Genomic DNA, 26225 nt, shown 5'->3' on the forward strand with positions numbered 1-26225 from the left:
GTCCCGACCAGGCTATGCCAGTGCCTGGGTCACGTCGGCCCACAGGTCCTCGGGATGCTCGATCCCGACGGCGATGCGCACCGTGCCCTCCCCGATGCCGCTGCGCCGCAGCTCGTCGGGGCTGAGCGCGCGGTGCGAGGTGCTGGCAGGGTGCAGGACGAGCGTCTCGACACCGCCGAGGGAGGGGGCCAGCAGCGCGACGCGTACGGAACTCATGAACTTCTCCCCCGCCGCCCGCCCGCCGGCCAGGTCGAACGAGAACACCCCGCCGAACCCCGACAGCAGCTTGCCCGCCAGCTCGTACGAGGGATGCGAGGCCAGCCCCGGCCAGTGCACGGCGGTGACGGCGGGGTGCTCGGCGAGCCGGGTGGCCAGGAGGTGGGCGTTGGAGCAGTGGCGTTCCATGCGCAGCGCGAGCGTCTGCAGCCCGCGCACGGTCAGCCAGGCCGCGAACGGGTCGGCGGAGGCCCCCAGCTCGATCGCGAAGTGCCACACCTTCTCGTGGAGCGCGGCCTCGGCGAAGACCGCGATCCCGCCCACGACGTCGGTGTGCCCGGACAGGTACTTGGTGGTGGAGTGGAGGACGATGTCCGCCCCGTGCTCGATCGGCCGGCACAGCAGCGGCGTGGCGAAGGTGTTGTCCACCACGGACAGGATCCCCAGCTCGCGGGCCACCGCGCACATCCCGGGCAGGTCGGCCACCAGCGTCATCGGGTTGCTGATCGTCTCCAGGTAGACGAGCCTGGTCTCCGGCCGGACGGCGGCGCGCAGGGCGGCGGGGTCGTGCTCGGGCACGTACGTGACGCTGATCCCGAACCTGCCCACCAGATCGTTGATCATGGCGGCGGTCCCCCCGTAGAGGGAGCGCTGGGCCACGAGGTGGTCGCCGGGCTTGAGCAGGCCGAGCAGCACGGTGTTGATCGCGCCCATGCCCGAGCCCGTGGCGATGGCGCCCGCGCCGCCCTCCAACCCGGACACCGCCAGCTCCAGCGAGCGCACGGTCGGGTTGGAGTAGCGCCCGTACACGAACGCCCCGTCCGGCCGCCCCATCGCCTCGGCCATCACGGCGGGGTCGTCGAAGGTGAACCCCGAGGTCTGGTAGATGGGCACGGTGATCGGACTGCTGCCCTCGATGGTGGGCCGCGGCACGTGCACGGTCTTCGTCTCAGGACGCAACTCTGGGTGGGAGGGGTGGAAGTCGCTCATACCACCAAGGATCACTCGCCAAGGGATCCAACGTCAGAGCCAATACGCCAGAATTGGTCCATGAATGGGGCCAATCTCGATGATCTCGTCGATCTGCTGGGCCGGTGGGCGTCGGGGCGCGGGCCGCTGTACCTGCTGCTCGCCGCCCGGTTGCGGGCGCTGATCGACGACGGGGTGCTGCCACCGGGCCAGCCGCTGCCGCCCGACCGGGTGCTGGCCAGACGGCTGGCGGTGGGCCGGGGCACGGTGGTGGCCGCGTACGACCTGCTCCAGCAGGAGAGCCGCGTGGTGCGCCGGCAGGGCAGCGGCACCAGGGTGGCCGAGCTTCACCTGCCCGCCACGAGGACGGCCGACGGCGTGCCGGCCAACCCGCTGCTGCAGCACATCCTGCACCCGCCGGACGACGTGGCCCTGCTGACCTGCGCCGCCCCGCAGGACCCGCCGCCCGCGATGTTCGAGGCGTACGCCGAGGCCGGGGAACGCCTGGCCGGGGTGCGCGACCTGGGCTACCAGCCGGCGGGGAACCCGGCGCTGCGGGCCGCGCTGGCCGCGTACTACACGGGGCGGGGCGTGCCGACGGCGGCGGAGGAGATCGTCGTGACGACGGGCGCCCAGGGGGCGCTGACCCTGCTCGCCGGGCTGCTGGTGTCGCCGGGCGACACGGTGATGACGCAGACGCCGACGTACCCGGGCTCGCTGGAGGTGTTCCGGCACGCGGCGGCGGTCGTCCGATCCGCGGCGAGCATCGAGGACCTGCGCGAGCGTCCCGCTCTTGCCTACTTCGTCCCCACGGCCCGCAACCCGGACGGCGCCGTCATGGACCACCCCTCCCGCAGGCGGCTGGCCGAGCTGGCGGTCAGGCACGACGTGCCGCTGATCGACGACGAGGTGTGCGCCGAGCTGTGCTTCTCGGGCGAGACGCCGCCGCCGCTGGCCGCGTTCGCGCGGGGCGAGCAGGTGATCACGGTCGGCTCGCTGAGCAAGCTGGTCTGGGGCGGGCTGCGGGTCGGCTGGATCCGCGCGGCGGCGCCGCTGGCCTCGCGCCTGGCCCGGCTGCGCGCGGTGCACGACCTCGGCGGCGAGATCTTCAGCCAGTACGCGGCCGTCGCGCTGCTGCGCCGCCTGGACGAGGTACGCGCCTGGCGGGTCGGCAAGCTGCGCGCCCGGCACGACCACCTCTGCGCCGAGTTGCGGGCCCGCCTGCCGTCCTGGACGTTCGAGCCCGCGCTCGGCGGGCAGACCATCTGGGTGCGCATCCCGCGCGGCGACGTCGACTCCTTCGCCCAGGTGGCGCTCAGGCACGGGGTCGCGGTGCCGCCCGGCAGGTCGTTCGATCCGGTGGGCGGGCACGCCGACCACATGCGGCTGCACTTCCTGTTCCCGGAGGAGGAGCTTTCGCGAGCGGTGAACAACCTGGCCTCGGCCTGGGCTTCCTTCGACGGGGCGGGGCGCACGGTCTCCCGTCACACTCTGGTCGTCTGAAAGGGTGGGTCACATGCAGACGACGTTCGTACTCGTGCACAGCCCCTCCGTCGGGCCCTCGACGTGGGGTCCCGTGGCCGAGTCGCTGGAGCGCCGGGGACACGCGGCGGTGGTGCCCGACCTGACCGGGGTCGCGACGGGCGGGGCGCCCTACTGGCCGCGGATCGTGGAGACGGTGCGTGCCGCCACCCCCGACACCCCGGTCGTGCTGGCCGCGCACAGCAACGCCGGGTTCTTCCTGCCCGCGATCAAGGAGGGGCTGGGCGAGCGGGTGGTGGCCTGCGTGTTCGCCGACGCGCACATCCCGCCGCGCGAGGGCCTGGTCAGGACGGCCGAGGAGGGGTTCCTGCCGTTCCTGCACGACCTGGCCGGCCCCGACGGGGTGCTGCCGCGCTGGACCGACTGGTGGGACGAGGAGGACGTGGTGGCCATGCTGCCCGATCCCGCCGTGCGCATCCGGGTGGCGGCCGAGCAGCCGCGGCTGCCGCTCGACTACTACACGCAGGCCATCCCCGTGCCGGCCGGGTGGGACGCCGTCAGGTGCTCGTGCCTGTGGTTCGGCCCGCCGTACGACGGGGTCGCCCAGGAGGCCGCCCGCCGGGGCTGGCCGGTCACCCGGGTGCCCGGCATGCACCTGCACCAGATCGTCGATCCCGAGGGCGTCACGGACGCACTGCTGAAGCTCTCCCGGAAGTCGTGAACACCGCGCCGACCCGGCCGCGGAGATCGCCCCCCGCCTTCACCCGGCCCCCGGCCCGGTACGCCACCACCCGACCGGGGCGATCGCGGATCAGATGTCGGTGATGCGCAGCCCGGCGTGCGCCTTGTAGCGGCGGTTCACCGAGATGATGTTGGCGGTCAGCGCCTCGATCTGGTGGGCGTTGCGCAACCGCCCGCCGTAGACCCCCCGCACCCCCGGGATGACCTCGGCCAGCGCCTGCACCGTGTCGGTGGCCTCGCGGTCGTCGCCCAGCACCAGCACGTCCAGATCGACCTTGTCCACCGCCGGATCCATCAGCACCACGGCCGACACGTGGTGGAAGGCCGCCACCACCCGGCTGTCCGGCAGCACGGCCGCGGCCTGCTGCGCGGCGCTGCCCTCCTCGACCGGCAGCGCGTACGCCCCCTGCTTGTCGAAGCCGAGCGGGTTGACGCAGTCGACCACGATCTTCCCGGCCAGCTCGCCCCGCAGGGACTCCAGCAACGCCTTGTGCCCTTCGTACGGCACCGCCACGATCACGATGTCGGCCCGCGCCGCCACGGCGGCGTTCTCGTCACCCGCCGCGCCCGCCTCGATGGAGTCGGCCGCCTCCTGGGCGCGCTGGGCGCTGCGCGACCCGATGAGCACCGGATGCCCGGCCAGCGCGAACCGCCGCGCCAGCCCCTTCCCCTGGTCGCCGGTGCCGCCGAGGATGCCGATGGAAAGCCCGTTCACCTCTGTCATAGCCAGATCATGCCAGGCCCGCCCGGTCCGGCGACCGGGCGGGCCCGGTGTTCCCCTCTAACAGTTGCCGAAGGCGGGCAGCCCCAGGATCCGCAGCGCCAGCCACTCGATGGCCAGCGGGCCGCCCTCGATGGCGCCCGTGACGTGGTCCGGCGCGGGCAGCGCGGCCCAGCGCACGTTCACGCCGGCCCGGCAGTACTCCAAGCGCAGCGTGGACCCGACCGCGAGCGGGATGATCTGGTCGCCCCGCGCGTGGTACAGGAACATCGGCACCCGCGGCGCCGTGGCCCCCAGCCGGTTCTCGGCCAGGCGCGCCAGCCACTTGGGCTGGTTGAGCAGGTCGATCGGGCTCAGGTCGGCGAAGCGGAGCCCGGCGAGCTTGCCGAGGTCGCCCACGCAGTCGTCGGCGGCGTCGGCGAGCAGCGCCCGGCCCCGGTCGTTGAGGTCGGCCTCGAGGTCGAGCTCGGGGTAGGCGGCGTCGAGCCCCACCCCGGCCGCCGCGCCCAGGCCGAAGTCGGGGCTGCCGTCCAGGTGGATCGCGACCGCGTGCAGGTCGGCCGGCACCCCGCCGGCCGCCACGCCGCGCAGCCGCAGCTCAGGCGCGTACGAGGGCTGGAGCTGGGCGGCCCACCCGGCGGACGCGCCACCCTGGGAGTAGCCCATGACGCCGACGGGCGCCCGGTCGGACAGGCCGGCCCCGGACACGCGGGTGGCGGCCCTGACCGCGTCGAGCACGGCGTGCCCCTGCGAGATCCCGGCCATGTACGTGTGCTGACCGGGCGTGCCGAGCCCCTCGTAGTCGGTCATCGCGACCGCGAACCCCTTGAGCAGGAACAGGCTCACCAGCGCCAGCTCGGCCTCCCGGCCCTGGCTCATGCTGACCGAGGGGGCGCACTGGTCGCCGAGTCCGTGGGTGCCGAACGCGTACCCGATGATCGGGCGCGCACCGAGCGGGTAGCCGGACTTCGGCACGAGCAGGGTGCCGGAGACCGTGTTGGGCGAGCCGGTGGCGGAGGTGGAGGTGTAGCGGAGGTGCCAGGCGTTGACCGGGACCTCGAGCAGCTTGCCCGGCAGCAGGTAGACGGTGGTGGGCTGGGCGGAGACCACGTCTCCGGGGGCCGCGGCGCGGGCCGGCGCCGGGGTGAGCGACATGATCGATAACAGGATCATGGACATGCTGACGCGCACACGTAAGGTCATGTGCCGCCCCTCTCCGTGAGGACCACTTTGGGACGGCGGCGCCGCGAGCCGATCGTTACCCGAGGGTAACTCAATGTCAAGGCCCGAAATGACCGGTGAACACACCTCGTGTCAACACATCACTCGCGAATCAACCACCCCGTGGATGCCCGTCGGGCACCATGGAGCCATGGACTCAGGATCGGTGGCCCTCCTGCGCGAACTCCTGGCCGAGACCGGCTGGCTCGAACGCGCCCGTGAGCTGGGCCTGGCCCTGCGCGCCACCCGCTCGCCCGGCGGCCTGCTGGTGGTGGGCACCCCCGACGACGAGCCCTGGCACGTGACCGCGCACCTGAGCGACGAGGCCAGGCTCTCCGGCCTGCCCCAGCTCACCCCCACCCTGGTGCGCTGGGCGCCGCCCGCCGGCGCGCCCGCCCACCTGGCCGTCGGGCTCGACCGCCTGGAGCGGGCGGCCCGCGGGGAGACGCTGTTCGTGCTGACGGAGCAGCAGGCACCGGTCCCGCTGCTCGAACGCGTCGACGACGCGCGGCGCACCGGGGCGACCATCCTGGCGATCGAGGGCGGCGACCCGGAGCTGGCCGGGCTGGCGCACGACGCGATCGCGGTGCCGCGCGCCGGGCCGGTGACGTTCGACGGGGCGCAACACCTGGTGAGCGCGGCGGCCGGCGAGGTGGAGCAGCGCCCGGGCCTGCGCGAGCGCCTGGCCCGCCTCCTGGAGAAAGTCAGCGGCCCCAAGATCGCCGACTAGCGCCCCGCCCGGCGGCAGTTCAGGGAACCGGCTCTCCGAGACGTCCGCGCAGCGACGCCTCCAGCGCCGCGGTCGCCTCCTCGATGGCCCCGATCACGACGGCCTGCACGGGGTCCGGCTCCCCCGACCGCGTACGGCTGACCCGGGTGACGGCGTCCAGCCGGCGCGCCCCCACGTCACGTACGTCGCTCACCCGCACCTCGCCCTCCGGCACGTCCAGCAGCGCCAGTGCCGGCACGATCGCCACCCCGTGCCCGGCCGCCACCAGCGCCAGCGTCGGCCCGAACTCGGTGATGACGTGCACCTTGCGCGGCTCGAACCCGTGCAGCCCCGCCAGCCGCTCCAGCGCCTGCCCGCACGCCTGGCTCGGCACGCTGGCCACCCAGGGCCGCCGCATGAGGTCGGCGACCGTGGACGGCGGGTCGGGCCAGCCCGGGGGCAGCACGATGCGGTATTCGTCCACGTAGAGGAGCCGGGTGTTCAGCGACGGCTGCGACGGGACGGGCAGGCTCATGTCCTGCTCGGTGATGAGCACGTCCACCGCCCCCAGCCGTAACTCCTGCAGCGCCGGCTGCCCGTAGATCTCGTGGATGACCGGCGTGATCTTGGGATGGCGTACGGCCAGCTCGCGCATCGCGGGCACCAGCACGTGCTTGATCACGGTGGGGAAGGCGGCGATGCGCACGGGCCCGGCCAGCCGCTCGGTGAACCGGGTGAGCTCCCGCTTGGCCTCGATCAGCTCCTCCTCCACCCGCTCGGCGTACCCCGCCAGCACCCGCCCCGCCGGGGTGAGCGAGACGCTGCGCTGGGAGCGGTCGATGAGCGCGAGCCCGACCTCGCGTTCGAGCTGGGCGAGCTGCTGGGAGACGGCGGAGGGCGTCAGGAAGAGCGCTTCGGCGGCCCGCATCACACCACCGCGCCGGGCGACCTCGTGCAGGACGCGCAGCCGCCGAGGGTCGATGTCCATGCAGGTCAGCTTACGCTGGACTTCAGATTTCGTTATTTGTGCTAATCGCGGCAGCTCCCGACAATATCGGCCATGGATCTCCTGCTCGCCGCCGCCGGCTGGATCGGCGCCGCCCTGCTGCTGGCCGGCTACGCCCTCGTCTCGTCATCCCGCCTGTCGGGTGACGGGGTGGCGTACCAGCTCGTCAACCTCGCCGGCTCGCTCGGTCTCATGGTCAACAGCGCCTACAGCGCCGCCTGGCCGTCGGCCGGGCTCAACCTGGTGTGGGCCGCCATCGGCGTCGTCGCCCTGGTCAAGCTCGCGCGGGTGGGGGTGGCGGCCAAGTGATCGTCGAGCTCAGCCACCGCATCACCGACGGCATGATCACCTACCCCGGCGTTCCGGGACCCCGGCTGGGGGTGCACCTGAGCAGGGAGGACTCCCGCGAGGTGTACGCGCCGGGCACGGAGTTCCACATCGGCACGATCTTCCTGGCCGCCAACACCGGCACCTACCTGGACACGCCCCACCACCGCTACGCCGACGGCCCGGACCTGTCACAGGTGCCGCTGTCGAAGCTCGCCGACCTGCCCGGCCTGGTCGTGCGCGCCGAAGGGCAGGGCCGCGCGGTGCACGTGGACCGGGGGCTGGACGTACGGGGACGGGCCGTGCTGATCCACACCGGGTGGGACCACCACTTCGGCACGGACGCGTACTTCCACGACCACCCCTACCTCGCCCCCGAATCGGCGGCCTGGCTGGCGGAGCAGGGCGCGGCGCTGGTCGGGATCGACTCCCTGAACATCGACGACACCCCGCCGCACGGCGAACGCCCCGCGCACACGATCCTGCTCGCGGCGGGGATCCCCCTGGTGGAGCACATGACCGGCCTGGCGGCGCTGCCCGGCGAGGGCTTCCGCTTCCACGCCGCGCCACCGATGGTCGCCGGCATGGGCACGTTCCCCGTCAGGGCGTACGCGGTCGTGCCCTGACCGCCAGCGCGTACGCGGTCGTGCCCTGACCCTCAGGCCCTACGCGTCGCGCCCCGGCGGTCACTCGGCCGTCACTCGTCGTCCTGGTCGGCCTCGTCCCATGCCTTGTTGCGGTCGGCGGCGCGCTGCAGCGCCCCGGCAGCCTCCTGCTCCGACGCGTAGGGACCCATCCGGTCCTTGTTGGGGCAGCCCTGGTCGGGCTCGACCCGCATGTGCTTGAGACAGAACCACCATTGGCCTTCGCTCACGAGGTCAATTCTGCCCCGTAGACTCGTCTTTCATGACGACACTGCTCCAGCCAGGGCGAGTCTCGCCCATGCGAAAGGTCCCCGCGCACATCGAGCGGCCGGAGTACGTCGGCAAGAAGCGCCCCAAGACCGGCGAGTCCGACGTGAAGAACTCCGAGACGATCGAGCGCATGCGGGTCGCGGGCCGGATCGCCGCCCAGGCCCTCGAGGAGGTCGGCAAGCACGTCCGTCCGGGCGTCACGACCGACGAGCTCGACCGGATCGGCCACGAGTTCCTCATCGACCACAACGCCTACCCGAGCACGCTGGGCTACAAGAGCTATCCGAAGTCGCTGTGCACCTCGATCAACGAGGTCATCTGCCACGGCATCCCCGACGACACCGTGCTGCGCGACGGCGACATCGTCAACGTCGACATCACCGCCTTCATCGGCGGCGTCCACGGCGACACCGACGCCACCTACCTGGTGGGCGAGGTGGACGAGGAGTCGCGGCTGCTGGTGGAGCGCACGCGCGAGGCGATGATGCGCGCCATCAGGGCGGTCGCGCCCGGCCGCCAGCTCAACGTGGTGGGCCGCGTCATCGAGGCGTACGCCAAGCGTTTCGGCTACGGCGTGGTGCGCGACTTCACCGGTCACGGGATCGGCACGAGCTTCCACTCCGGCCTCATGGTGCCCCACTACGACGACCCGTCGTTGCGGGTGGAGCTGGTGCCCGGGATGACGTTCACGATCGAGCCGATGCTGACACTGGGCACGATCGAGTACGAGATCTGGCCGGACAAGTGGACGGCGGTGACCAAGGACCGCAAGCGCACGGCCCAGTTCGAGCACACGATCGTGGTCACGGACAGCGGCAGCGAGATCCTCACCCTCCCCTGACCACCCTGCGCCCACGGACGGCCCGAGGTGCGGCACCGCGCGCCGGCCGCCCCTCGCCATGCCCGTCCGGCCAGGCCGAAGATGCGAGGCGAGCAGGACGGTGAGGCGGTCACTTGTGCCGGGGCACCACCCCGGTCACCGTCGTGCCCTCACCATGCACGCTGTTCACCGAAAGGCTCCCGCCGATCTCCGCGAAAGCCGCCCGCATCCGGGCGATCCCCCGCCCGGCCCCCGTCGCGGGAAACCCCTGACCGTTGTCGCTGACGGTCATGCGCAGCCCGGTCCTGCCCGCCGTCACGGCGATGGACACGGTCCGGGCCCTGCTGTGCAGCTCCACGTTGGACAGCGCCTCACGCATGACCGCCATGACGCCTTCCGAGACGCGCGAGGGCACGTCGGTCGTGGGCAGCGCCCACGTCTCGACCGCGATTCCGGTGCGCTCCGACCACTCGGCGAGATAGCTCTCGAGCGCCTCGGCCAGACTCTGCCCCCCGCGCATCCGCGTCTCTTCCGACAATTGGTTCTCGCCTTCCTTGGCACCCCGGGCCCACGCCGGTCCCCACTCCGGCGCTCCCAACCTCGCGGTGCGCATCCCCCCTCAAGGCCTGCGCACGCTAGCTGATGGGGTTATGCCCGTCTCCCCTGAAAGAAAGGCTACCTGGCGGTCCAGAGACTTGTTGTCGGAAGGTAGCAGGCCATGGCCGAACGGCTACTCGCCCTTGTCAGCACGGTTGAGACGGGCGAGGTAGGCGTTGTAGGAGTCGAGCTCGGGGTCTCCGGCGCCGGCCCGGTCGACCCGGCGGTCAGTGCGCCGGGCCTGCCTGTCATCGTCCTTGTACCACTGCACGGCGATGGCCAGCAGCACGATGAGCGTCGGGATCTCGCCGAACCCCCACGCGATGGCCCCGCCGTCCTGCTGCGTCTGCAGCAGGCTGTCGCCCCACGTCCGCCCCAGCTGCTCGTACCAGCCCGAGGCGATCACCGAGCCCATCATCATCAGCGCGATGCCGAAGAAGGCGTGGAACGGCATCGTGACGAAGAGCATCAGCAGCCGCCACACGTACGGGAGCTTGTTGGGCCCGGGATCGACCCCGATGATCATCCAGAAGAACAGGCTCCCGCTGATCAGGAAGTGCAGGGTCATCCAGATGTGCCCGAGGTGCTCGTTCATGGCCGACTCGAACAGCGGCGTGAAGTAGAGCGCGTACGTCGAGGCGATGAAGATCGACGTGGCCACCACGGGATGCGTGACGACCTTGGTGAACCGGCTGTGCAGGATCGTGGTGACCCACTCCCGCGGCCCCCGGTCGCCCCTCCTGGCCGCCGGCTTGAGCGCGCGCAGGGCCAGCGTGACGGGCCCGCCGAGGACGAGGAAGATCGGCACGATCATGGACAGCGTCATGTGCTCGATCATGTGCACGTCGAACATGACCTTGGCGTAGCGCGCCAGGCCGCTCTGCGTGGAGATCACGAGCACGGCCACGCCCACGTACCAGGAGGCGGTGCGCCCCCATGACCAGCTGTCACCGCGCCGGAGCAGCCGCAGCACGCCGACCCCGTAGAGCCCGGCCAGCACGCCCGCCACCACGGCGAAGAACAGGTCGAACCACCACAGGGAGACAAGGTTGCCCAGCGTGAGCTCGGGCGGGAGCGGGAAGCCGAGCAGCTCGAAGGCCCGGTCGGCGGGGACGCTGTATTCGGGCGGCGGCGTGCGCGACAGCGCCACGGCCACGCCGACGGTGGCGAACATCAGCAGCATCTCGCCGCCGGCCAGCCGGGTGAACGCCCGCGGCTTCCCGGCCTGGAGGTCCACGAGCGTGCGCTGGCGGTGCCAGTAGCCCACGTAGCCGAGCAGCACGAACGCCACGATCTTGACCACGGCGAGCAGGCCGTATTCGGAGGTCCACAGGTCGGAGACCGCGCCCAGCCGGGCCACCAGGCTGAACACGCCGGACAGCCCCACCCCGGCGTAGCACCACAGCGCCATCCGGGAGAACCGCGCCGCGGCCACGTCGAGCTGCGGCTGCTTGCGCAGCGCGTGCAGCGCCAGGACGCCGAGCCCGCCCACCCACAGGGCGAGCGCGAGCAGGTGGAGCGACACCGACGAGGTGGCCAGGTCGTGGTTGGGCGAGGAGGAGGTGTGCCCGGTGAGCGGCGCGGGCAGCAGCGTCACCAGCGCGAACACCAGCAGCCCGGCGGCGGCCCCGGCGGTGATGGCGCCGCGCGAGAACAGCGCGATCGCCACCCCGAACAGCACCACGAGCGTCAGCGCGACGCCCTGCGTGGTCTGGGTGGCGTAGCTGGTCAGGATGGTGCGCTCGAGGATCTGGGGCACGGTCCTGCCGATGGACTCGGCGGCGCCGAACACGATGGCGAGGAACGCCGACCCGGCCCACACCAGCGCCGCCCACGAGGCGGCCTTGACGTAGTCGAGCGCGCTCCTGCCGAGCACGCCCTTGTCATTGGGCAGCAGCGCGGCGGCCATCAGCAGCAGGCCGACGGTGACCACGCCGGCCGCGTCCATGAGCAGCTTGGACAGCGGCAGGCCCCACCTGACGACCGCGCCGGAGTCGGGCAGCCCGGGAATGATCCTGGGGAACGCCCTGCCTCCGGCGATCATGCCGATGACCAGGGCGACGATCGCGGCCGCCGTGGCCGCGAGCGCGAGGCGCGCCGTCCGGCTCATGGCTTCTTTCTCCGGCCGCTGAGCAGGAAGCCGATGCCGATGCCGACGAGGGCGCCGATCACGATGATCAGCCAGACCGGGAAGGAGACGTCCTGGGCGGCGGAGGCCTGCTCGGCCGCCGCGGCGGAAGTTTCCGCCGGGCTCCCGGCGGGGGACGGCGGGCTCGCGCTCGGGACCGTCTCGGCGGCCGGAGCGCTGCTCTGCGCCTCAGGAGCGGCGGCAGAGGCGCTGGGGCTGGGGGACGGTGGCTCCGCCCCCTCCACCCGGAACGGGATCTCCCCCTCGATCGGGTGCCCGTCGGAGGACACGACCCGGTAGGCGATCGTGTATTTCCCGTCGGGCAGCGGCCCGTCGACGGCCTGTGTCACCACCGCGCCGTCCAGCTCGGGCTTGCCGCGCTGGTGCTCGGCGTCACCGTCACCGCGCACGATGACGAACGGCATGCGCACCTTGGCGGTGAACTCGAGCCTGACCTCCTCCAGCGACTTGACCTTGGCGCCCTTGGCCGGGGAGCTGCTCTTGAGCGCGTCGTGGGCCAGCGCGGGCGCGGCGGAGCCGAACACGAGCAGGGCGGCGGCGAGAATCGCGGTGAGGGCCGCGAGTGGGGTTCTCTTCATGGCATCCCCAAGGCTACCGACGCCGCCGCCCGGTCCGGACTTCGCTCCGCGAACCGGTGCCCTACAGCCCGGCGCAGGCCAGTGCCCGCTGGTAGGCCTCCACGGCCCCGTCGGAGTCGCCGAGCTGCTCCATGGTCTCGGCTGTGGCGTACCACATGGCGGCGGGACGGCGGGAGTGCGGCAGCGGCGTGAGCCAGTCGCGCACCGACGCCACGTGCCCGGACGCCTCGCCCTCGCGGCCGACGGCGCCGTAGATCCGGCCCAGCAGCAGGTTGGCCTCGGCGCCGAGCACGTGACCGAACTCGGGCACCAGGCTCCTGCCGGTCACGGCGTGCTCGACGGCCTTGTCGTAGTTGCCGGTCATGTATTCGGCGAAGGCCAGCTCGACGTGGCTGCGGGCCCGGTCGGTCCGGCTGGTCGAGGTCTGCTCGTGCTCGACGACCGCCGCGCGCAGCCCGTCGCGTACGGACTCCACCTCGGCCGGGCGGGCCCTGAGCCGGCGCTGCAGGAGCGTGATCCGCAGCCTCGCGATGCTGCGCGGCTGGCCGGTCTCCACCTGGACCGCCATGGCGCGCTCGGCGAAGGAGAGCGCCTCCTCGTTGTGGCCGGTGGCGTAGGCGACGGTCGAGGCGTTCCAGTTGGCCGCCACGATCGAGCGCGGGGTGCCGAGCGCGTCGGCCGCGTTGAGCAGCTCGGCCGCGAACTGGCGGGCCCGGAGCAGGTCGCCGCGCAGCACGTAGGCCGCCAGGAGGGTGGCGGCCAGCTCGACGAGCTGGTCGGTCCAGGGCTGGCGGGTGTTGCCGGCCAGCATCTGCTCGCCCACCTCGACGGCCTCGGTCATCCGCTCGCTCTCCTTGTAGCAGCGGCAGAGCACCATGGCGATCTCGATGCGACGCTCGGGCGACTGGTCCTCCTCGCGCAGCCTGAGCAGGATGGAGATCGCCTCGTCGAGCTCGCCGCAGGCCTCGGTGGCCAGGGCCAGCCCGAACTCGGTTTCTTGACGAAGGCCGGTGAGCCCTGTCAGGTTGTTGTTCGCCAGCAGCTCGGCGAAGCGGGTGCGGGCCTCCTGGACCTCGCCGTTCTCGAGCGCCAGCCGCGCATAGCCGAGGGCCAGCTCTATGTCCTCCATCTGCTCGGCGGTCACGCCGTTGATCAGATAGGACAGCGAGCAGTCCAGTTTCTGGGCCAGCAGCTCCAGAACCGCAGGGGTCGGGGTACGCTTGCCACTCTCGATCAACGAGACGTAACTGTCCGACAACTCGGGGTGCGCCAGCTGCGCCTGTGACAGGCCGCGTTGTCGCCGAACCGTCTTAATACGGAGTCCGACCAGGTCAGATGTGGTCACAGTCGTCGCTCCCTGAGAAAATAATGTCCGAGCAACCCCACACAGGCGAGGGAGAAGAACCCCATGCGAATGCGTCTTGCCCTGTCCGCTCTAGTCGCCGCGCTAGCGGTTGCGGTGACCGTTGGAGGTAATGCTACGGCCGCAAGCGCCGCTACGTCTTCCCTCCAAGCGAGCATGGACGACAGCACCTGCTGCTGACATGAGGTCCGGGTGAGGGGATGCGTCCGCCTGCCGTCGGCCGACACCGCACCGTGCCCCGGCAGGCCGGGCCTCCCATACCGGAGACCGGCACCGCACCGCGATGCATCCCCTCTTCCCCCGAAAAGTCTGCTCCCCGTCCCCACGCTGCCGCCAGTCTAACGCGGGGGCTCTACATTCGATCTACATCACATCGTTGCCTGGACGACCGCTGGAGAGCGATTACGCTGCCTGCTTGACAACGGGTTCGGACCGGCAGCGGAGGGCGGCGTGAGCGAGGAGATCTTCATCCGCGTCCTGGGCGCGGTCACGGCCACCCGCGGCTCCCGGCCCCTCGACGTCGGCCCGCCCCGTCAGCAGACCGTCCTGGCCGTCCTCGCCTCATCGGCCGCCCGTCCCGTCCCGATGGACCGCCTGGTCGCCGGGATCTGGGGCGACGGTGCCCCGCGCAACGCCGAGCAGAGCGTCTACACCTACATCGCGGGCCTGCGCCGCGCCTTCGAGCCCGATCGCGGCCACCGCGAGCCGTCACGGGTGCTGGCCGGGACCACGGCCGGCTACGTCCTGCGCCTGGAGCCCACGCAGGTGGACGCGCTGCTCTTCGCCGACCTGGTCAGGCGGTCCCGGCTGGCGCAGGGCGAAGGCGACGACCGTCAGGCGGTGCGGCAGCTCGACGAGGCCCTGGCGATGTGGCGCGGCACCGCGCTGAGCGGCCTGTCGGGTCCCTTCTCCGAGACCGAGCGGGCCCGCCTGGACGACCTGCGGCTGGCCGCCCTCGAGCTCCGCGCCGACAGCCTGTTACGGCTGGGCCGCCACCAGGAGGTCACCGACGACCTGCGGGACCTGACCCGGCGCCATCCCCTGCGCGAGCGGGTGCGCGAGCTGCTCATGACGGCCCTGTTCCACTCGGGCCTGCGGGCGGAGGCGCTGGAGGTCTACGAGCGGGGCCGGGTGCTGCTCGCCGAGGAGCTGGGCCTGTCACCGGGCGAGGGGCTGCGCCGCTGCCACGAGATGGTGCTGCGCGCCGACACCGTCTCCCCCGCCACACCAGAGGCCACCCACGAGGCGACGACCGAAGCGCCGACTGCGGAAACCCAAGCGACGACGTCCGGTGAGACGTCCGCCGGAACCTCCACGGAAACGCAGCCCGGGACCTCTGGAGTGCCGCACCAGCTCCCCCGCCCGCTCACCGAGTTCGTGGGCAGGACCCGCGAGTGCGTACGGCTCAAGGCGCGCCTGGCCCCCTGGGACGCCGCCCCGCCGGGACCCCTGGTGATCGTCTCCGGGCCCCCGGGCGTCGGCAAGTCGGCGCTGGCCGCGCAGGTCGCCCATCAGGTCAAGGACCACTTCCCCGACGGCCAGCTGTACGTCAACTGCCACGGCGCCACCCCGGAGCTGTCCGCCCTGACCGCGCTCGACGTGCTCGGCCGCTTCCTGCGGGGCCTCGGCGTGCCGGCCGAGGCCGTGCCCGCCGACCTCGACGAGGCGGCGGCCATGTGGCGCACCCGGCTGCACGGCCGGCGGGTGCTGGCGCTCCTGGACGACGCCGCGGACCTGGCGCAGATCCGGCCGCTGCTGTCGGTGCCGTCCGGCAGCACCCTGCTGGTGACCAGCCGCGAGAGCATGATCTGGGGCGAGGACGCCTTCGAGATGGAGCTGCGCAGGATGTCCGACGCGGAGTCGGCGACGATGCTGGCCAAGCTCGCCGGCGCGGGCCGGGTCGCGGCCGACCAGGCGGAGACGGCCAGGCTCGTACGGCTGTGCGACGGCCTCCCGCTGGCCCTGCGCATCGCAGGGGCCCGCCTGGCCAGCCGCCCGGACTGGAGCGTGTCGGCGCTGGCGACGCGGCTGAGCGACGAGCGGCGGCGCCTGCACGAGCTCTCGGTGGGCGACCTGGCCGTCCGCTCCAGCCTGGCGGCCAGCCTCAACGCGTTGGAGCGGGGCTCGCGCCCGGTGGACCGGCTGGCCGCGCGCACCCTGGCGCTGCTGGGCGTCCTGCACGTGCCCGAGGTGACCGCCGAGCCGGCGGCCGCGCTGCTCGGGGCCCCGGTGCCGGAGGCCGAGGCGGCCCTGGAGCGGCTGGTGGACGCCCATCTCCTCGAACGCGGCGCCCCGGGCCGCTACCGGCTGCACGACCTCGTCCGGCTGTTCGCCGTCGAGCTGCGCCCGGACGACGCCCGGGAGCCGCTGATCCGCGTGCTGTCCTACTACGCCGCCTCGACCCGCCTGGCCAGTCACGTCAGCGAGCCGCACCGCACGAAGATGTCGGCCCCGGTCGACGCGGTCCCGCACGCCGTGGCCGACCGCGAGGAGGCGGTCGCGTGGCTGTTCGAGGAGGAGAGCGTCCTGCTCGCCGCGGCCGCGCAGGCGCTGAGGTCCCCCGACGACGCGGTCGCCGCGCTCGGCGCCAACATCGCCCTCGGCCTCCACTGGCACCTGGAGCGGGCCTACCACATGACCGAGGCGCTGGAGCTGGACACCCAGCTGCTGCGGGTCGCCCTGCGGCTCGAGGACCACGCGAGCGTGCTGCTCGCGCACGACAACCTCGCCAACTCCCTGCGCATGCTGAGACGCATCGACGAGGCCGTCGAGCATCTCCACGCCGAGCTGGAGCTGGCCAGGCGGCTCGGCGACGCCTTCAGCGAGATGCGTACGCTCGGCAACCTGGCCACCACCTACAACACGGCCGAGCGCCATGCGGAGGCGCTGCCCTGGGCCGAGCGCCAGCTCCCGTTGGCCAGGAGCATCGGGGCCCGCGTGGGCGTGCGGTACGCGATGATGGCCATGGGCAACGCCCTGCGGGGGGCGGGCCGCGCAGAGGAGGCGCTCAAGCCGCTGTACGAAGGGCTGGCCGACGCCGACGACGTGGGCGACGCCGGGCACAAGGGGCAGATCCAGCTGGCGATCGGCGAGTGCCACCTCGACCTGGACGACCCCGGGCAAGCCCTGCCCCATCTGCTGGACGCCCATGACCTGCTCAAGCTCACGGGTTACCGGATCGCGCTCGTCCGCTGCCTGATCAGACTGTCGCGGGCGTACCGGACGCTGGGAGACCTTGCCCAGGCGCAGTCGTGGCTGTCCGAGGCCGCCTTCGGCGGCGGGGGGCACGGCCACGTCCGCTGGGAGCAGGAGCTCAGGGAGGAGCAGGCGGCCGTGCGGGCGGCCCGCGAGCGCGCGGCCAGGGCGTGACGGCTAGCGGGGCGTCCCGGTGTCCCTCAGGGCCAGGAAGAAGTCGACCCGGTCGGCCATCGTGGCCAGGTTCCTGCCGGTCAGCTCCTCGATCCGGCGGATGCGGTAGCGCACGGTGTTGACGTGCACGTGGAGCTGCTCGGCGCAGGCGTTCCACGAGCCGGCGCAGTCGAGGAAGATGCCGAGCGTGCGCACCAGGTCGGACTGGTGCCGGCGGTCGTAGTCGAGCAGCGGCGACAGCAGCCGGGCGGCGAACGAGCGGCGAACGTCGCCCGGCACCGTGGCCAGCAGCAGCGCGTGGGTGTAGATCTCGTCGCTGGTCACCACCCCGCCGCCGCGGGCCTCGGCCAGCCGGCGGGCGTGCCCGGCCTCCTCCACGCCGCCCTTGACGGCGGCGGCGCCGGTCAGCGCGCCGCTCAGGCCGACGCAGAGGCGGGTGTCGGGCAGCGCGGCGAGCACCGTGGCGCCGGCGCGCAGGAGGCCGGCCAGCTCGGCGGTGGTGCGCTCGCGCAGCGGCACCACGGCCACCGCGCCGTCGGCGCCGGCCGCCGCCACGACCTCGCGGCCGAGCAGCTCCTCCACGACCTGGCCGCCCAGCGTGGCGGGGTCGGGCCCGCGGGTGGCGCCCGGCCTGGGGGCGGTGACGTTCACGATCGCGTACGGCTCCGCCGCGTCGATCCCGCACGTGCGCAGCCTGGCGTTGAGCTCGGCGGCGTCGGCCTCGGCCAGCGCGCCCATGATGAGCTGCTCGGTCAGGCGGCGCTCGACCCTGCGCCCCTCCTCCATGCGGCTGCGTTCGAGACCCACGCAGGCGGCCAGCTCGTAGCCGAGGTCGGCGCGGCCCATCAGGTCGCCGTCGCAGGCCAGCGCCCAGCCGGCGGCACGGTGCCCGCGCCCGACCGCGAAGATCGTGTGCTCGCCGACCAGGACCGGCAGCCGCGGGGCCGTCAGGTACGCCTTCGCCAGGCGTACCGGATCCTCGGCCGCGCCGACCACCACCTCGCCCGACGCGGACAGGACGGCGCCGGTGACGCCCAGCTCGGCGGCGGTCAGCTCGAACAGCTCTTGCAGATCGACGCCCTCGGCGATGGCCGCGACCAGCCTGCGGTGGCGGCCGAGCGCGTCGCGCACGTCGCCGGCCAGCCGGGGCAGGACCAGCTCCGCCACCGTGCGGAACGACACCTCGACCGGCACCTCCACCAGCGGCAGGTCGGCGGCCCGGCACGCGTCCACCAGATCCGGGGGCACGTGGCCGAGCCAGGCCTGCCCGGCCCCCAGCGCGGCGACCCCGGCCTCGGCCAGCGCGGCCACGAAGCGCGCGGAGTCCTCCGGCCCGTGCCACCACATCAGCCCGGTCAGCACCAGCTCGCCACCGCCCAGGTAGCGGCCCGGCTCGGGCAGGTCGGTGATGTGCACCGTGCCGAACTCGCGCGCGGGATCGCCGGTGAGCAGCGTCAGGCGCAGATCGTCGATGGCCAGCAGGTCAGATATGCGCACTTGGAGGAATATACAAGCCCGATATGACAACCGCTGACCTGGATTTCACGTCGGGCGCATAGGAGCGGCCGGGGTCGCGGTGCTCTACTCGGAAGATGACGGAGACGGCTGACGCGACCCGGTACGGGGTCGGAGAGAGCGCCCGGCGGCCCGACGCCACGCTGAAGGTGACCGGCGAGTTCGCCTATTCCTCCGACCTGTGGCTGGACGGCATGGTGTGGGGTGTGACGCTGCGCAGCCCGCACCCGTCGGCGTGGATCCGCTCGATCGACGTGGGCCCGGCACTGCGGATGCCGGGGGTGCTGACCGTGCTGACGCACGAGGACGTGCCGGGCGCGAAGTTCTACGGCCTGGAGCACAAGGACCAGCCGGTGCTGGCCATCGACCAGGTCCGCCACCAGGGCGAGCCGGTGGCGCTGGTGGCGGCCGACCATCCGGAGACGGCCCGCAGGGCGGCCGCGGCCATCGTGGTCGAGTACGAGCCCCGCGAGGCCATCACCGACCCCCGCCTGTCGCAACACTTCGTCCGCCACCAGCCGGTGCGGCGCGGGGACACGTTCGAGGCCGAGGTCGTCGTCACCGGCGAGTACGAGGTCGGCATGCAGGACCAGGCCTTCCTCGGCCCGGAGTCCGGCCTGGCGGTGCCCGCCGAGGACGGCGGCGTCGACCTGTACATCGCCACCCAGTGGCTGCACGTGGACCGCGACCAGCTCGCGCCCTGCCTGGGCCTGCCGGAGGACAAGGTACGCCTGACGCTGTCGGGCGTCGGCGGCGCGTTCGGCGCCCGCGAGGACCTGTCGATGCAGATCCACGCCTGCATGCTGGCCCTGCGGCTGGACCGCCCGGTCAAGATCGTGTACGGCCGGGAGGAGTCGTTCTTCGGGCACGTGCACCGCCACCCGGCCCGGATGCGCTACGAGCACGGCGCCACCCGCGACGGCAAGCTGGTCTACGTCAAGGCCGACATCCTGCTGGACGGCGGCGCGTACTGCTCCTCCTCCCCCGCCGTCGTGGGCAACGCGGCGTCGCTGGGCGTGGGCCCATACGAGGTGCCGAACGTGCGGGTGGACGCCATCGGCGTCTACACCAACAACCCGCCGTGCGGGGCGATGCGCGGCTTCGGCGCGGTGCAGGCGTGCTACGCCTACGAGTCGCAGATGGACCGCCTGGCCGAGGCGTGCGGGCTGTCGCCGGTCGAGATCCGCGTGCGCAACGCCGTCTCCCAGGGCTCCCACCTGATCACCGGCCAGGTGATCGACTCCCCGGCCCCGCTCGCCGGCATGCTGCGCGAGCTGGAGGCGATGCCGATGCCTCCGGGGCGGGCCGGGCGGGACCTGCGGGCGCTGCCCGGCGGCGTCTCACAGACCACGCACGGCGAGTCCGTGCGCCGGGGCGTCGGCTACGGCGTGGGCATCAAGAACATCTGCTTCTCCGAGGGCTTCGACGACTACTCCACGGCCCGGGTGCGGGCCGAGCTGGTCGGCGGCGAGCCGCACGTGACCGTGCACACGGCGGCTGCCGAGGTGGGCCAGGGCCTGGTGACGATCCAGGCCCAGATCGCGCGCACCGAGCTAGGCGTCGAGCACGTCACCGTGGCCACCGCCGACACCTCGGTCGGCTCGGCGGGCTCCTCGTCGGCCTCCCGCCAGTCGTACGTGACCGGCGGCGCGGTCAAGGCCGCCTGCGAGGCCGTGCGGGAGCGGTTCAAGGGGTTGCCCGCCAGGGACGCGCTGGCACGGTTCGGGCCGATCGAGGAGACGCGCGAGTTCCGGCACCGGCCCACCTACCCGCTGGACCCGCACACCGGCCAGGGCGACTCGCACACGCAGCTCGCGCTGTGCGTGCACCGGGCCGTCGTGGACGTGGACGTGGAGCTGGGCCTGGTGAAGGTGGTCGAGCTGGCGGCGGTGCAGGACGTCGGGCGGATCCTGAACCCGCAGGCGCTGGAAGGTCAGATCCACGGCGGGTCCGCCCAGGGCCTCGGCCTGGCGCTGATGGAGGAGGTCCAGGTCCGCGACGGCCAGGTGCTGAACCCGTCGTTCACGGACTACCTCATCCCCACCATCCTGGATATGCCGCCCATGACGCTGAAGATCCTGGAAAATCCGGACCCGGCGGCCCCGTACGGGCTGCGCGGCGCCGGCGAGCCGCCGACGCTCTCCTCCACCCCCGCCATCGCCGCCGCCGTCAGAGCGGCTACCGGGCTTCGGTTGACTCGCGTTCCGATTAGGCCGGAAGATATCGCCTTGTTCGACAGGCTCGACTAGGGGGCATTCATGGCAACCGCGCGTGAGGCGGCTGAGGCGGAGTTCAGGCGCTTCGACACGGACGGCGACGGCCTGCTGACGGCCGACGAGATCAGGCAGGCCAACGACGCGCTGGGCGGGCAGGGCGCGTCGGAGAGCGAGATCGAGGCGTTCATCGAGGCCGCCGACAGCGACGGCGACGGCACCGTCAAGCTGGACGAGTTCGTCGCCCTGGTGGGCCACGGCCGCCACGAGAAGGCTTGACCTCCTCGCCGACGGGGTAGGCACCCGGCACTCCCCCTGATCAAGAGGGGGGATTGCCGGTGCTCGACAGATTCTTCGAGCTGACCGGGCGGGGGAGCACCGTCGGCCGCGAGGTGCGTGGCGGGCTGACCACGTTCGTGGCGATGGCCTACATCATCCTGCTCAACCCGATCATCCTGGCCGGCGCCAAGGACGTCACCGGCGCCCGGCTCTCGATCGCCGAGCTGACCACCTCCACCGCGCTGGCCGCCGCGATCTCGACGCTGCTGATGGCCGTCGTCGGCAACGCCCCCTTCGGGCTGGCCGCCGGGCTCGGCCTGAACGCGGTGGTCGCCTACCAGGCCGCCCCGCACATGACGTGGGCCCAGGCGATGGGCCTGGTGGTGCTCGAAGGTCTGGTGATCATCGTGCTGGCCGTGACCGGCCTGCGCACGCTGATCATGAACGCGATCCCGCTGGCGCTCAAACACGCGATCAGCGTGGGGATCGGCCTGTTCATCGCGCTGATCGGGCTGGTGGACGCCGGCTTCGTCGCGGCCGGCTCCGGCACGCCGGTGCAGCTCGGCGCCACCGGGCACCTCACGGGCTGGCCGGTCGCGGTGTTCTGCTTCGGCCTGCTCCTGATGATCCTCCTGTACGTGCGCAGGATCCCGGCCGCCATCCTCATCAGCATCGCCGCGACCGCGGTCCTGGCCATCCTGGTGAACTCGCTGGCCACGGTCGCTCCCGGCAGCTGGGGAGTGGTCACGCCGCGCGTGCCCGAGTCGCTGGTCTCCGCGCCGCACTTCGGGCTGGTGGGCGAGTTCGACCTGTTCGGCGGGTTCGCCAGGGCGGGGGCGCTGACGGCGACCGTGGTGCTGTTCACGCTGGTGCTGTCGGGGTTCTTCGACGCGATGGGCACGATCATCGGTGTGAGCGACGAGGCCGGGCTGGTGGACCAGCAGGGCCGGGTGCCCCGGCTGGGCCGGGTCCTGACCGTGGACGGCGTGGCCGGGGTGGTGGGCGGCTCGGTGAGCTCCTCGGCCAACACCGTGTTCGTGGAGTCGGCCGCGGGTGTCGGTGAGGGCGCGCGTACCGGGCTGGCCAGCGTGGTGACCGGGGCGCTGCTGGGGCTGACGCTGCTGTTCACGCCGCTGGCCGCCGTGGTGCCGGCCGCCGCCGCGGCGCCCGCGCTGGTGCTGGTCGGGGCGCTGATGATGATGCAGTGCAAGAACGTGCCGTGGGACGACCTGGAGCTGGCCGTCCCGGCGTTCCTGACGATCGCGCTGATGCCGTTCACGTACTCGATCACGAACGGGGTGGGCGCCGGCGTGATCGTCTACACGCTGGTCAAGGCGGTCAGGGGGCGGTTCTCGGAGATCCCCTGGCTGCTCTGGATCGTCTCGCTGATCTTCCTGGCGTACTTCGCCATCGACTGGCTGGAGGAGCTGTTCGGCTAGCGCAGGTCGCCGCTGTTGCAGGCCACGCCGTTGCCGTCGACGTCGACGTACCAGGTGTATTCCTCGTGGGTGCCCTTGGAGTAGGGCCCGTCGCCGGCGGCCACGGCCTCCTTGCAGCTCGCGTAGCGCTTGTCGACGGGGCGCTGGGCGCCGCCCGTGCTGCCGGTGGTGCCGCCCGTCGTGCCGGGGTTGACCGGCTGCGGGTTGGTCTGGCCCGTGGTCGGCTGGCCGGCGGGGGGTGTGGCCGGGCCGGTCTGAGTGCCGGTCGGGCCTCCAGTCTGGGTGCCGGTCGGGGCTCCCGTCTGTGCTCCGGTCGGGGGTGTCGTGCCTCCCGTGGTGCTGCCCACCAGGCGGGCCACCAGCGCGTCGGCGTCCTCCTTGGTGAAGCCGGCGATGCTCATGCTGTCGCCGTCCATCGGCTGGGTGACGATGGGTGCGGCCAGCACGACCTTGGGCTGGTCGGCCTGCTCGGGGGCCAGCACGATGGCGACCGCACGCTGGTCGGGCACCAGCTCGTCGATGAGGTCGACCAGCCGCTGCTTGAACGCCGGGGCGATCGCGATGCGCACGGAATATTGCCCGTCGTTCTCGCGCAGCGGCTCGACCTCCTGCACGGAGGCGACCGTGACGCCGTCTTCCAGCAGGTAGCAGGTGGTCTGCTGCTCGTCGAGCACGGCCTGGTCACCGGGGCAGGGTGCCTGCTTGGTCTCCCTGACCGGGGCGAAGTGGATCGGGACGGCCAGGCGCTGCGGGGGTGTGCCGCCTAACAGCGGCGTGTCCGGGCTCCTGGTCATGAGGACGGCGACCGTGCCGAGCACGCCTGCGACGAGCACGACGAGGACGAGCGAGACGAGCAACACGATGGTGGTGAGTCTGCTGGCCTTCGGCTCCCCGGGGTCCGCGGGTGGCGGCTCTTCCGGCTTGTCCATCGATGACGATCCCATCCTGACGTTCGGACTGCCGGTGAGCCTATCGAGGAGAAGCCGCACCGGGGTAATCAGCGCGGCAATCCACACTCAACCGTGAGACGAGAGGAAGAATGGAGGCAGGATCGCAGATAGCCGAGAAGAGTTGACCATGAAGGTCGGTGTACCCCGAGAGGTCAAGAACAGCGAATATCGAGTGGCGCTGACCCCGGCGGGGGTGCACGAGCTGGTGCGCCACGGCCATCGGGTCTTCGTCGAGCGCGATGCCGGCGCAGGCTCCTCGATTCCCGACGACGACTTCGCGGCCGCGGGCGCCGTGCTGGTCCCCGAGGCCGACGAGGTCTGGGGCGTGGCGGACCTGGTGATGAAGGTCAAGGAGCCGGTGGCGGAGGAATATCACCGGCCGCGCAAGGGGCAGGTGCTGTTCACCTACCTGCACCTGGCCGCCTCGCCCGCCTGCACGCGGGCGCTGCTGGCGTCGGGCTGCACCGCGGTCGCCTACGAGACCGTCCAGACCCCGGGCGGCGCGCTGCCGCTGCTCGCGCCCATGTCGGAGGTGGCGGGCCGGCTGGCGCCGCAGGTGGGCGCCTACCACCTGATGCGCTCGGCGGGCGGCAGGGGCGTGCTGATGGGCGGCGTGTCCGGGGTACGGGCGGCACATGTCGTGGTGATCGGAGCCGGGGTGTCGGGCATGAACGCCGCCGCCATCGCCCTGGGCATGCAGGCCGAGGTGGTGCTGCTCGACAAGAACATCGACAAGCTGCGCCAGGCCGACATGATCTACCAGGGCCACTGCCAGACGGTCGCCTCGAACACGCTGGAGATCGAGCGCGCGGTGGTCGAGGCGGACCTGGTCATCGGCGCGGTCCTGGTGCCCGGCGCCAAGGCTCCCGAGCTGGTGAGCAACGACCTGGTCAGCCGGATGAAGCCGGGCTCGGTGCTGGTGGACATCTCCATCGACCAGGGCGGCTGCTTCGAGGACTCCCACCCGACCACGCACGAGGAGCCCACCTACCGGGTGCACGACTCGATCTTCTACTGCGTGGCCAACATGCCCGGCGCCGTGCCGCACACCTCGACGTTCGCCCTGACGAACGTCACGCTGCCGTACGCGCTGGCCATCGCCGACCTGGGCTGGCGGCGCGCCATGCGGGAGGACCCGGCGCTGGCGCTCGGCCTGAACACCCACGAGGGCCACCTGACCAGCCGGCCGGTGGCCCAGGCGCACGGGCTGGAGTGGACCGCTCCGGAGGGCCTGCTCGGCTGACCCGGTTTCGTGAGCCTGCTGTCCATCACCGTCCCGAACAGTTACGCTAAGTTGCGATCAGCTACTTACCGTGACGATCGGAGTGGTGATGTCCCAGCCCAACTTCCGCGAGAGCGCCGAGCGCAACTTCAACGACCTGGACGCCGACGGCGACGGCTTCCTGACCAGGTACGACTACCTGGCCCTGGCCCAGCGGCGGCTGGAGCAGACCGGCGTGCGCGCCGACACCCCCGAGGGCGGGGCCGTCGTCGACGCCTTCCTGAACGCCTGGGACACCCACGCCCGCGCCCTCGACACCGACCGCGACGGGCGGATCAGCAGGCAGGAGTACGTGCGCTCCTTCGAGACGCTGGTGCGCACCGGCGCGCTCGAAGCGGTGCTGGCGCCGATCTCGCGGGCCACGTTCACCGTGGCCGACCGCGACGGCGACGGCTGGATCGACGCCGAGGAGTTCGGCTCCCTGTGGAACCGCCCGGGCACCGACCTCAAGGCGGTCTTCGCCAGGGCGGACGCCGACGGCGACGGGCGCATCTCCTTCGAGGAGTACGCCCGGGCCCGGCACGGCCTGCTCACCGGCGAGGCCTGACAGGAGCACGGTCGCAGGGCCCTGCGGGGGCGGGGCCCTGCGGGGGGCGCTCCTACTGCTGGGACTGGGTGGGCGACGGCGCGATCGTCTCCGTCGGCGCCTGCTGCTGGCCCGTCGGCTCCGGCGGGAGCGGCGCCTGGTCGGCCGTGGTGGTGATCGCGTCGGCACCGCCGCAGGTGGCGCCCGGCTCGGGCGTGTCGGCGCCGTTCTGGTAGCGCTTGATGAACGCCCCGAGCTTCGGGTCGGCCGCGTCGGTCAGCTGCAGCTGGTGGCCCCAGGAGGAGACCACGATCGGCGACGGCAGGTTGGGGAAGGGACTCATCAGCATGTAGTCCTGCTGCCCCGTCGAGCCCGCGACCTCCTTCAGCTTGTCGACCTGCGCCTTGGCCAGGTCGGGCCGATAGGTGATCCAGACCGCGCCGTGCTCCAGCGAGTGCACGGCGTGCTCGCTGTGGATCGGCTTGTCGTAGATCGCGCACTGCTGCCAGTAGTTGTTGTGCTCGCCGCCGACCGGGGGCGTCTCCTTGTACGCCACCGTGTTCCAGACGTGCTGGCCGGCTTCGTACTTGACGCTCTTCACGGCGTCGAGCGAGGTCTGCTGCGCCTGATTGATCAGGTAGAAGCCGACCACGCCGACGAGCACCACGATGATGAGCCCGCCCGTGCCCCACATGAGCAGCGCGGCGCGGCGTTGTTTGCGCTGCTGCTCGGCCCGCATCTTCTGCAGATGCTCGCGCCGCGCCTGCGCCTTCTCCTTCGTCATCGTTCCTCCATCGGCGTACCAACTCCGGGTCACCCTATGCCCTCCGGCCGTATGT

Annotated in this window: 24 protein-coding genes; 12 read left to right on the plus strand and 12 right to left on the minus strand. The window is 72.3% G+C overall.

Annotated elements, in window-relative coordinates; translation table 11 throughout:
- Positions 1–12: 12 nt before the first annotated feature.
- Positions 13–1206 carry an aminotransferase class I/II-fold pyridoxal phosphate-dependent enzyme gene (locus AB0J69_RS06775; RefSeq protein WP_364113651.1) on the minus strand — a complete coding sequence of 398 codons (1194 nt, stop codon included), beginning with the start codon at positions 1204–1206 and terminating at the stop codon, positions 13–15.
- 60 nt (positions 1207–1266) lie between these two features.
- Between AB0J69_RS06775 and AB0J69_RS06780 the strand changes: the two genes are divergently transcribed.
- Together AB0J69_RS06780 and AB0J69_RS06785 are read left to right on the plus strand one after the other, a co-directional pair.
- The gene (locus AB0J69_RS06780) at positions 1267–2688 is read left to right on the plus strand and encodes a PLP-dependent aminotransferase family protein (RefSeq protein WP_364113653.1); all 1422 of its coding nucleotides are present in this window, start codon (positions 1267–1269) and stop codon (positions 2686–2688) included.
- Between the two features lie 13 nt (positions 2689–2701).
- Complete coding sequence (locus tag AB0J69_RS06785; RefSeq protein WP_364113655.1) at positions 2702–3388, plus strand: alpha/beta hydrolase; 687 nt, start codon at positions 2702–2704, stop codon at positions 3386–3388.
- A gap of 90 nt (positions 3389–3478) precedes the next feature.
- Here AB0J69_RS06785 and npdG read toward each other — a convergent pair whose 3' ends face one another.
- Together npdG and AB0J69_RS06795 are read right to left on the minus strand one after the other, a co-directional pair.
- Positions 3479–4138, minus strand: a complete 660-nt coding sequence (gene npdG / locus AB0J69_RS06790) for an NADPH-dependent F420 reductase (protein ID WP_364113871.1) — start codon at positions 4136–4138, stop codon at positions 3479–3481.
- A gap of 51 nt (positions 4139–4189) precedes the next feature.
- Positions 4190–5332, minus strand: coding sequence for a lipase family protein (locus AB0J69_RS06795; protein ID WP_364113657.1), 1143 nt, complete (start codon positions 5330–5332; stop codon positions 4190–4192).
- Positions 5333–5501: 169 nt separating this feature from the next.
- Between AB0J69_RS06795 and AB0J69_RS06800 the strand changes: the two genes are divergently transcribed.
- Positions 5502–6080 (plus strand): hypothetical protein, encoded by a 579-nt coding sequence (locus tag AB0J69_RS06800; RefSeq protein ID WP_364113659.1) that lies wholly within the window; start codon positions 5502–5504, stop codon positions 6078–6080.
- Between the two features lie 19 nt (positions 6081–6099).
- On the opposite strand, the gene AB0J69_RS06805 is transcribed toward AB0J69_RS06800, so the two are convergent.
- Positions 6100–7047, minus strand: coding sequence for a LysR family transcriptional regulator (locus AB0J69_RS06805; RefSeq protein WP_364113661.1), 948 nt, complete (start codon positions 7045–7047; stop codon positions 6100–6102).
- Between the two features lie 72 nt (positions 7048–7119).
- On the opposite strand from AB0J69_RS06805, the gene AB0J69_RS06810 reads away from it, so the two are divergent.
- Together AB0J69_RS06810 and AB0J69_RS06815 are read left to right on the plus strand one after the other, a co-directional pair.
- Positions 7120–7374, plus strand: coding sequence for a hypothetical protein (locus tag AB0J69_RS06810; RefSeq protein ID WP_364113663.1), 255 nt, complete (start codon positions 7120–7122; stop codon positions 7372–7374).
- A complete protein-coding gene (locus tag AB0J69_RS06815) occupies positions 7371–8018 on the plus strand; it encodes a cyclase family protein (protein ID WP_364113665.1) in 648 nt (215 codons plus the stop codon). The genes AB0J69_RS06810 and AB0J69_RS06815 overlap by 4 nt, the downstream gene beginning before the upstream one ends.
- 71 nt (positions 8019–8089) lie before the next feature.
- Here the strand turns inward: AB0J69_RS06815 and AB0J69_RS06820 are convergent, their stop codons facing one another.
- Positions 8090–8266, minus strand: a complete 177-nt coding sequence (locus AB0J69_RS06820) for a hypothetical protein (RefSeq protein WP_364113667.1) — start codon at positions 8264–8266, stop codon at positions 8090–8092.
- Positions 8267–8298: 32 nt separating this feature from the next.
- Between AB0J69_RS06820 and map the strand changes: the two genes are divergently transcribed.
- The gene (map, locus tag AB0J69_RS06825) at positions 8299–9147 is read left to right on the plus strand and encodes a type I methionyl aminopeptidase (RefSeq protein WP_364113669.1); all 849 of its coding nucleotides are present in this window, start codon (positions 8299–8301) and stop codon (positions 9145–9147) included.
- A 109-nt stretch (positions 9148–9256) separates the two neighbouring features.
- Here map and AB0J69_RS06830 read toward each other — a convergent pair whose 3' ends face one another.
- The 4 genes from AB0J69_RS06830 to AB0J69_RS06845 form a co-directional block, all read right to left on the minus strand.
- Entirely contained in the window at positions 9257–9646 is a 390-nt protein-coding gene (locus AB0J69_RS06830; RefSeq protein WP_364113671.1) for an ATP-binding protein, read from the minus strand.
- A gap of 210 nt (positions 9647–9856) precedes the next feature.
- Positions 9857–11833, minus strand: coding sequence for a cytochrome c oxidase assembly protein (locus AB0J69_RS06835; RefSeq protein WP_364113673.1), 1977 nt, complete (start codon positions 11831–11833; stop codon positions 9857–9859).
- Positions 11830–12450: a copper resistance CopC family protein gene (locus tag AB0J69_RS06840; RefSeq protein WP_364113675.1), complete on the minus strand. Its 621-nt coding sequence runs from the start codon at positions 12448–12450 to the stop codon at positions 11830–11832. Before AB0J69_RS06840 ends, AB0J69_RS06835 begins: the two co-directional genes overlap by 4 nt.
- A gap of 61 nt (positions 12451–12511) precedes the next feature.
- Positions 12512–13795, minus strand: a complete 1284-nt coding sequence (locus AB0J69_RS06845; RefSeq protein WP_364113677.1) for a helix-turn-helix transcriptional regulator — start codon at positions 13793–13795, stop codon at positions 12512–12514.
- A gap of 468 nt (positions 13796–14263) precedes the next feature.
- On the opposite strand from AB0J69_RS06845, the gene AB0J69_RS06850 reads away from it, so the two are divergent.
- The gene (locus AB0J69_RS06850) at positions 14264–17182 is read left to right on the plus strand and encodes a BTAD domain-containing putative transcriptional regulator (protein ID WP_364113679.1); all 2919 of its coding nucleotides are present in this window, start codon (positions 14264–14266) and stop codon (positions 17180–17182) included.
- A gap of 3 nt (positions 17183–17185) precedes the next feature.
- Here the strand turns inward: AB0J69_RS06850 and AB0J69_RS06855 are convergent, their stop codons facing one another.
- Positions 17186–18679, minus strand: coding sequence for a helix-turn-helix domain-containing protein (locus tag AB0J69_RS06855; RefSeq protein WP_364113681.1), 1494 nt, complete (start codon positions 18677–18679; stop codon positions 17186–17188).
- Between the two features lie 95 nt (positions 18680–18774).
- On the opposite strand from AB0J69_RS06855, the gene AB0J69_RS06860 reads away from it, so the two are divergent.
- The 3 genes from AB0J69_RS06860 to AB0J69_RS06870 are packed head-to-tail and all read left to right on the plus strand — an operon-like array spanning position 18775 to position 22628.
- Positions 18775–20946, plus strand: coding sequence for a molybdopterin cofactor-binding domain-containing protein (locus tag AB0J69_RS06860; protein ID WP_364113683.1), 2172 nt, complete (start codon positions 18775–18777; stop codon positions 20944–20946).
- A 9-nt stretch (positions 20947–20955) separates the two neighbouring features.
- On the plus strand, positions 20956–21189 hold the full coding sequence (locus AB0J69_RS06865; protein WP_364113685.1) for an EF-hand domain-containing protein: 234 nt from the start codon (positions 20956–20958) through the stop codon (positions 21187–21189).
- Between the two features lie 59 nt (positions 21190–21248).
- Positions 21249–22628 carry an NCS2 family permease gene (locus tag AB0J69_RS06870; protein WP_364113687.1) on the plus strand — a complete coding sequence of 460 codons (1380 nt, stop codon included), beginning with the start codon at positions 21249–21251 and terminating at the stop codon, positions 22626–22628.
- Here AB0J69_RS06870 and AB0J69_RS06875 read toward each other — a convergent pair.
- Complete coding sequence (locus tag AB0J69_RS06875; RefSeq protein ID WP_364113689.1) at positions 22625–23557, minus strand: excalibur calcium-binding domain-containing protein; 933 nt, start codon at positions 23555–23557, stop codon at positions 22625–22627. The two genes, AB0J69_RS06870 and AB0J69_RS06875, sit on opposite strands and share 4 nt — an antisense overlap.
- Positions 23558–23705: 148 nt before the next feature.
- Here AB0J69_RS06875 and ald point away from each other — a divergent pair, with 148 nt between their 5' ends.
- Positions 23706–24821: an alanine dehydrogenase gene (ald, locus tag AB0J69_RS06880; RefSeq protein WP_364113691.1), complete on the plus strand. Its 1116-nt coding sequence runs from the start codon at positions 23706–23708 to the stop codon at positions 24819–24821.
- 70 nt (positions 24822–24891) lie between these two features.
- Positions 24892–25407, plus strand: coding sequence for an EF-hand domain-containing protein (locus tag AB0J69_RS06885; RefSeq protein WP_364113693.1), 516 nt, complete (start codon positions 24892–24894; stop codon positions 25405–25407).
- 52 nt (positions 25408–25459) lie between these two features.
- Here AB0J69_RS06885 and AB0J69_RS06890 read toward each other — a convergent pair whose 3' ends face one another.
- A complete protein-coding gene (locus AB0J69_RS06890) occupies positions 25460–26170 on the minus strand; it encodes a DUF3105 domain-containing protein (protein WP_364113695.1) in 711 nt (236 codons plus the stop codon).
- Positions 26171–26225 lie beyond the last annotated feature (55 nt).

The organism is Nonomuraea sp. NPDC049709 (assembly GCF_040674815.1).
In the GTDB taxonomy this organism is placed as follows: domain Bacteria; phylum Actinomycetota; class Actinomycetes; order Streptosporangiales; family Streptosporangiaceae; genus Nonomuraea.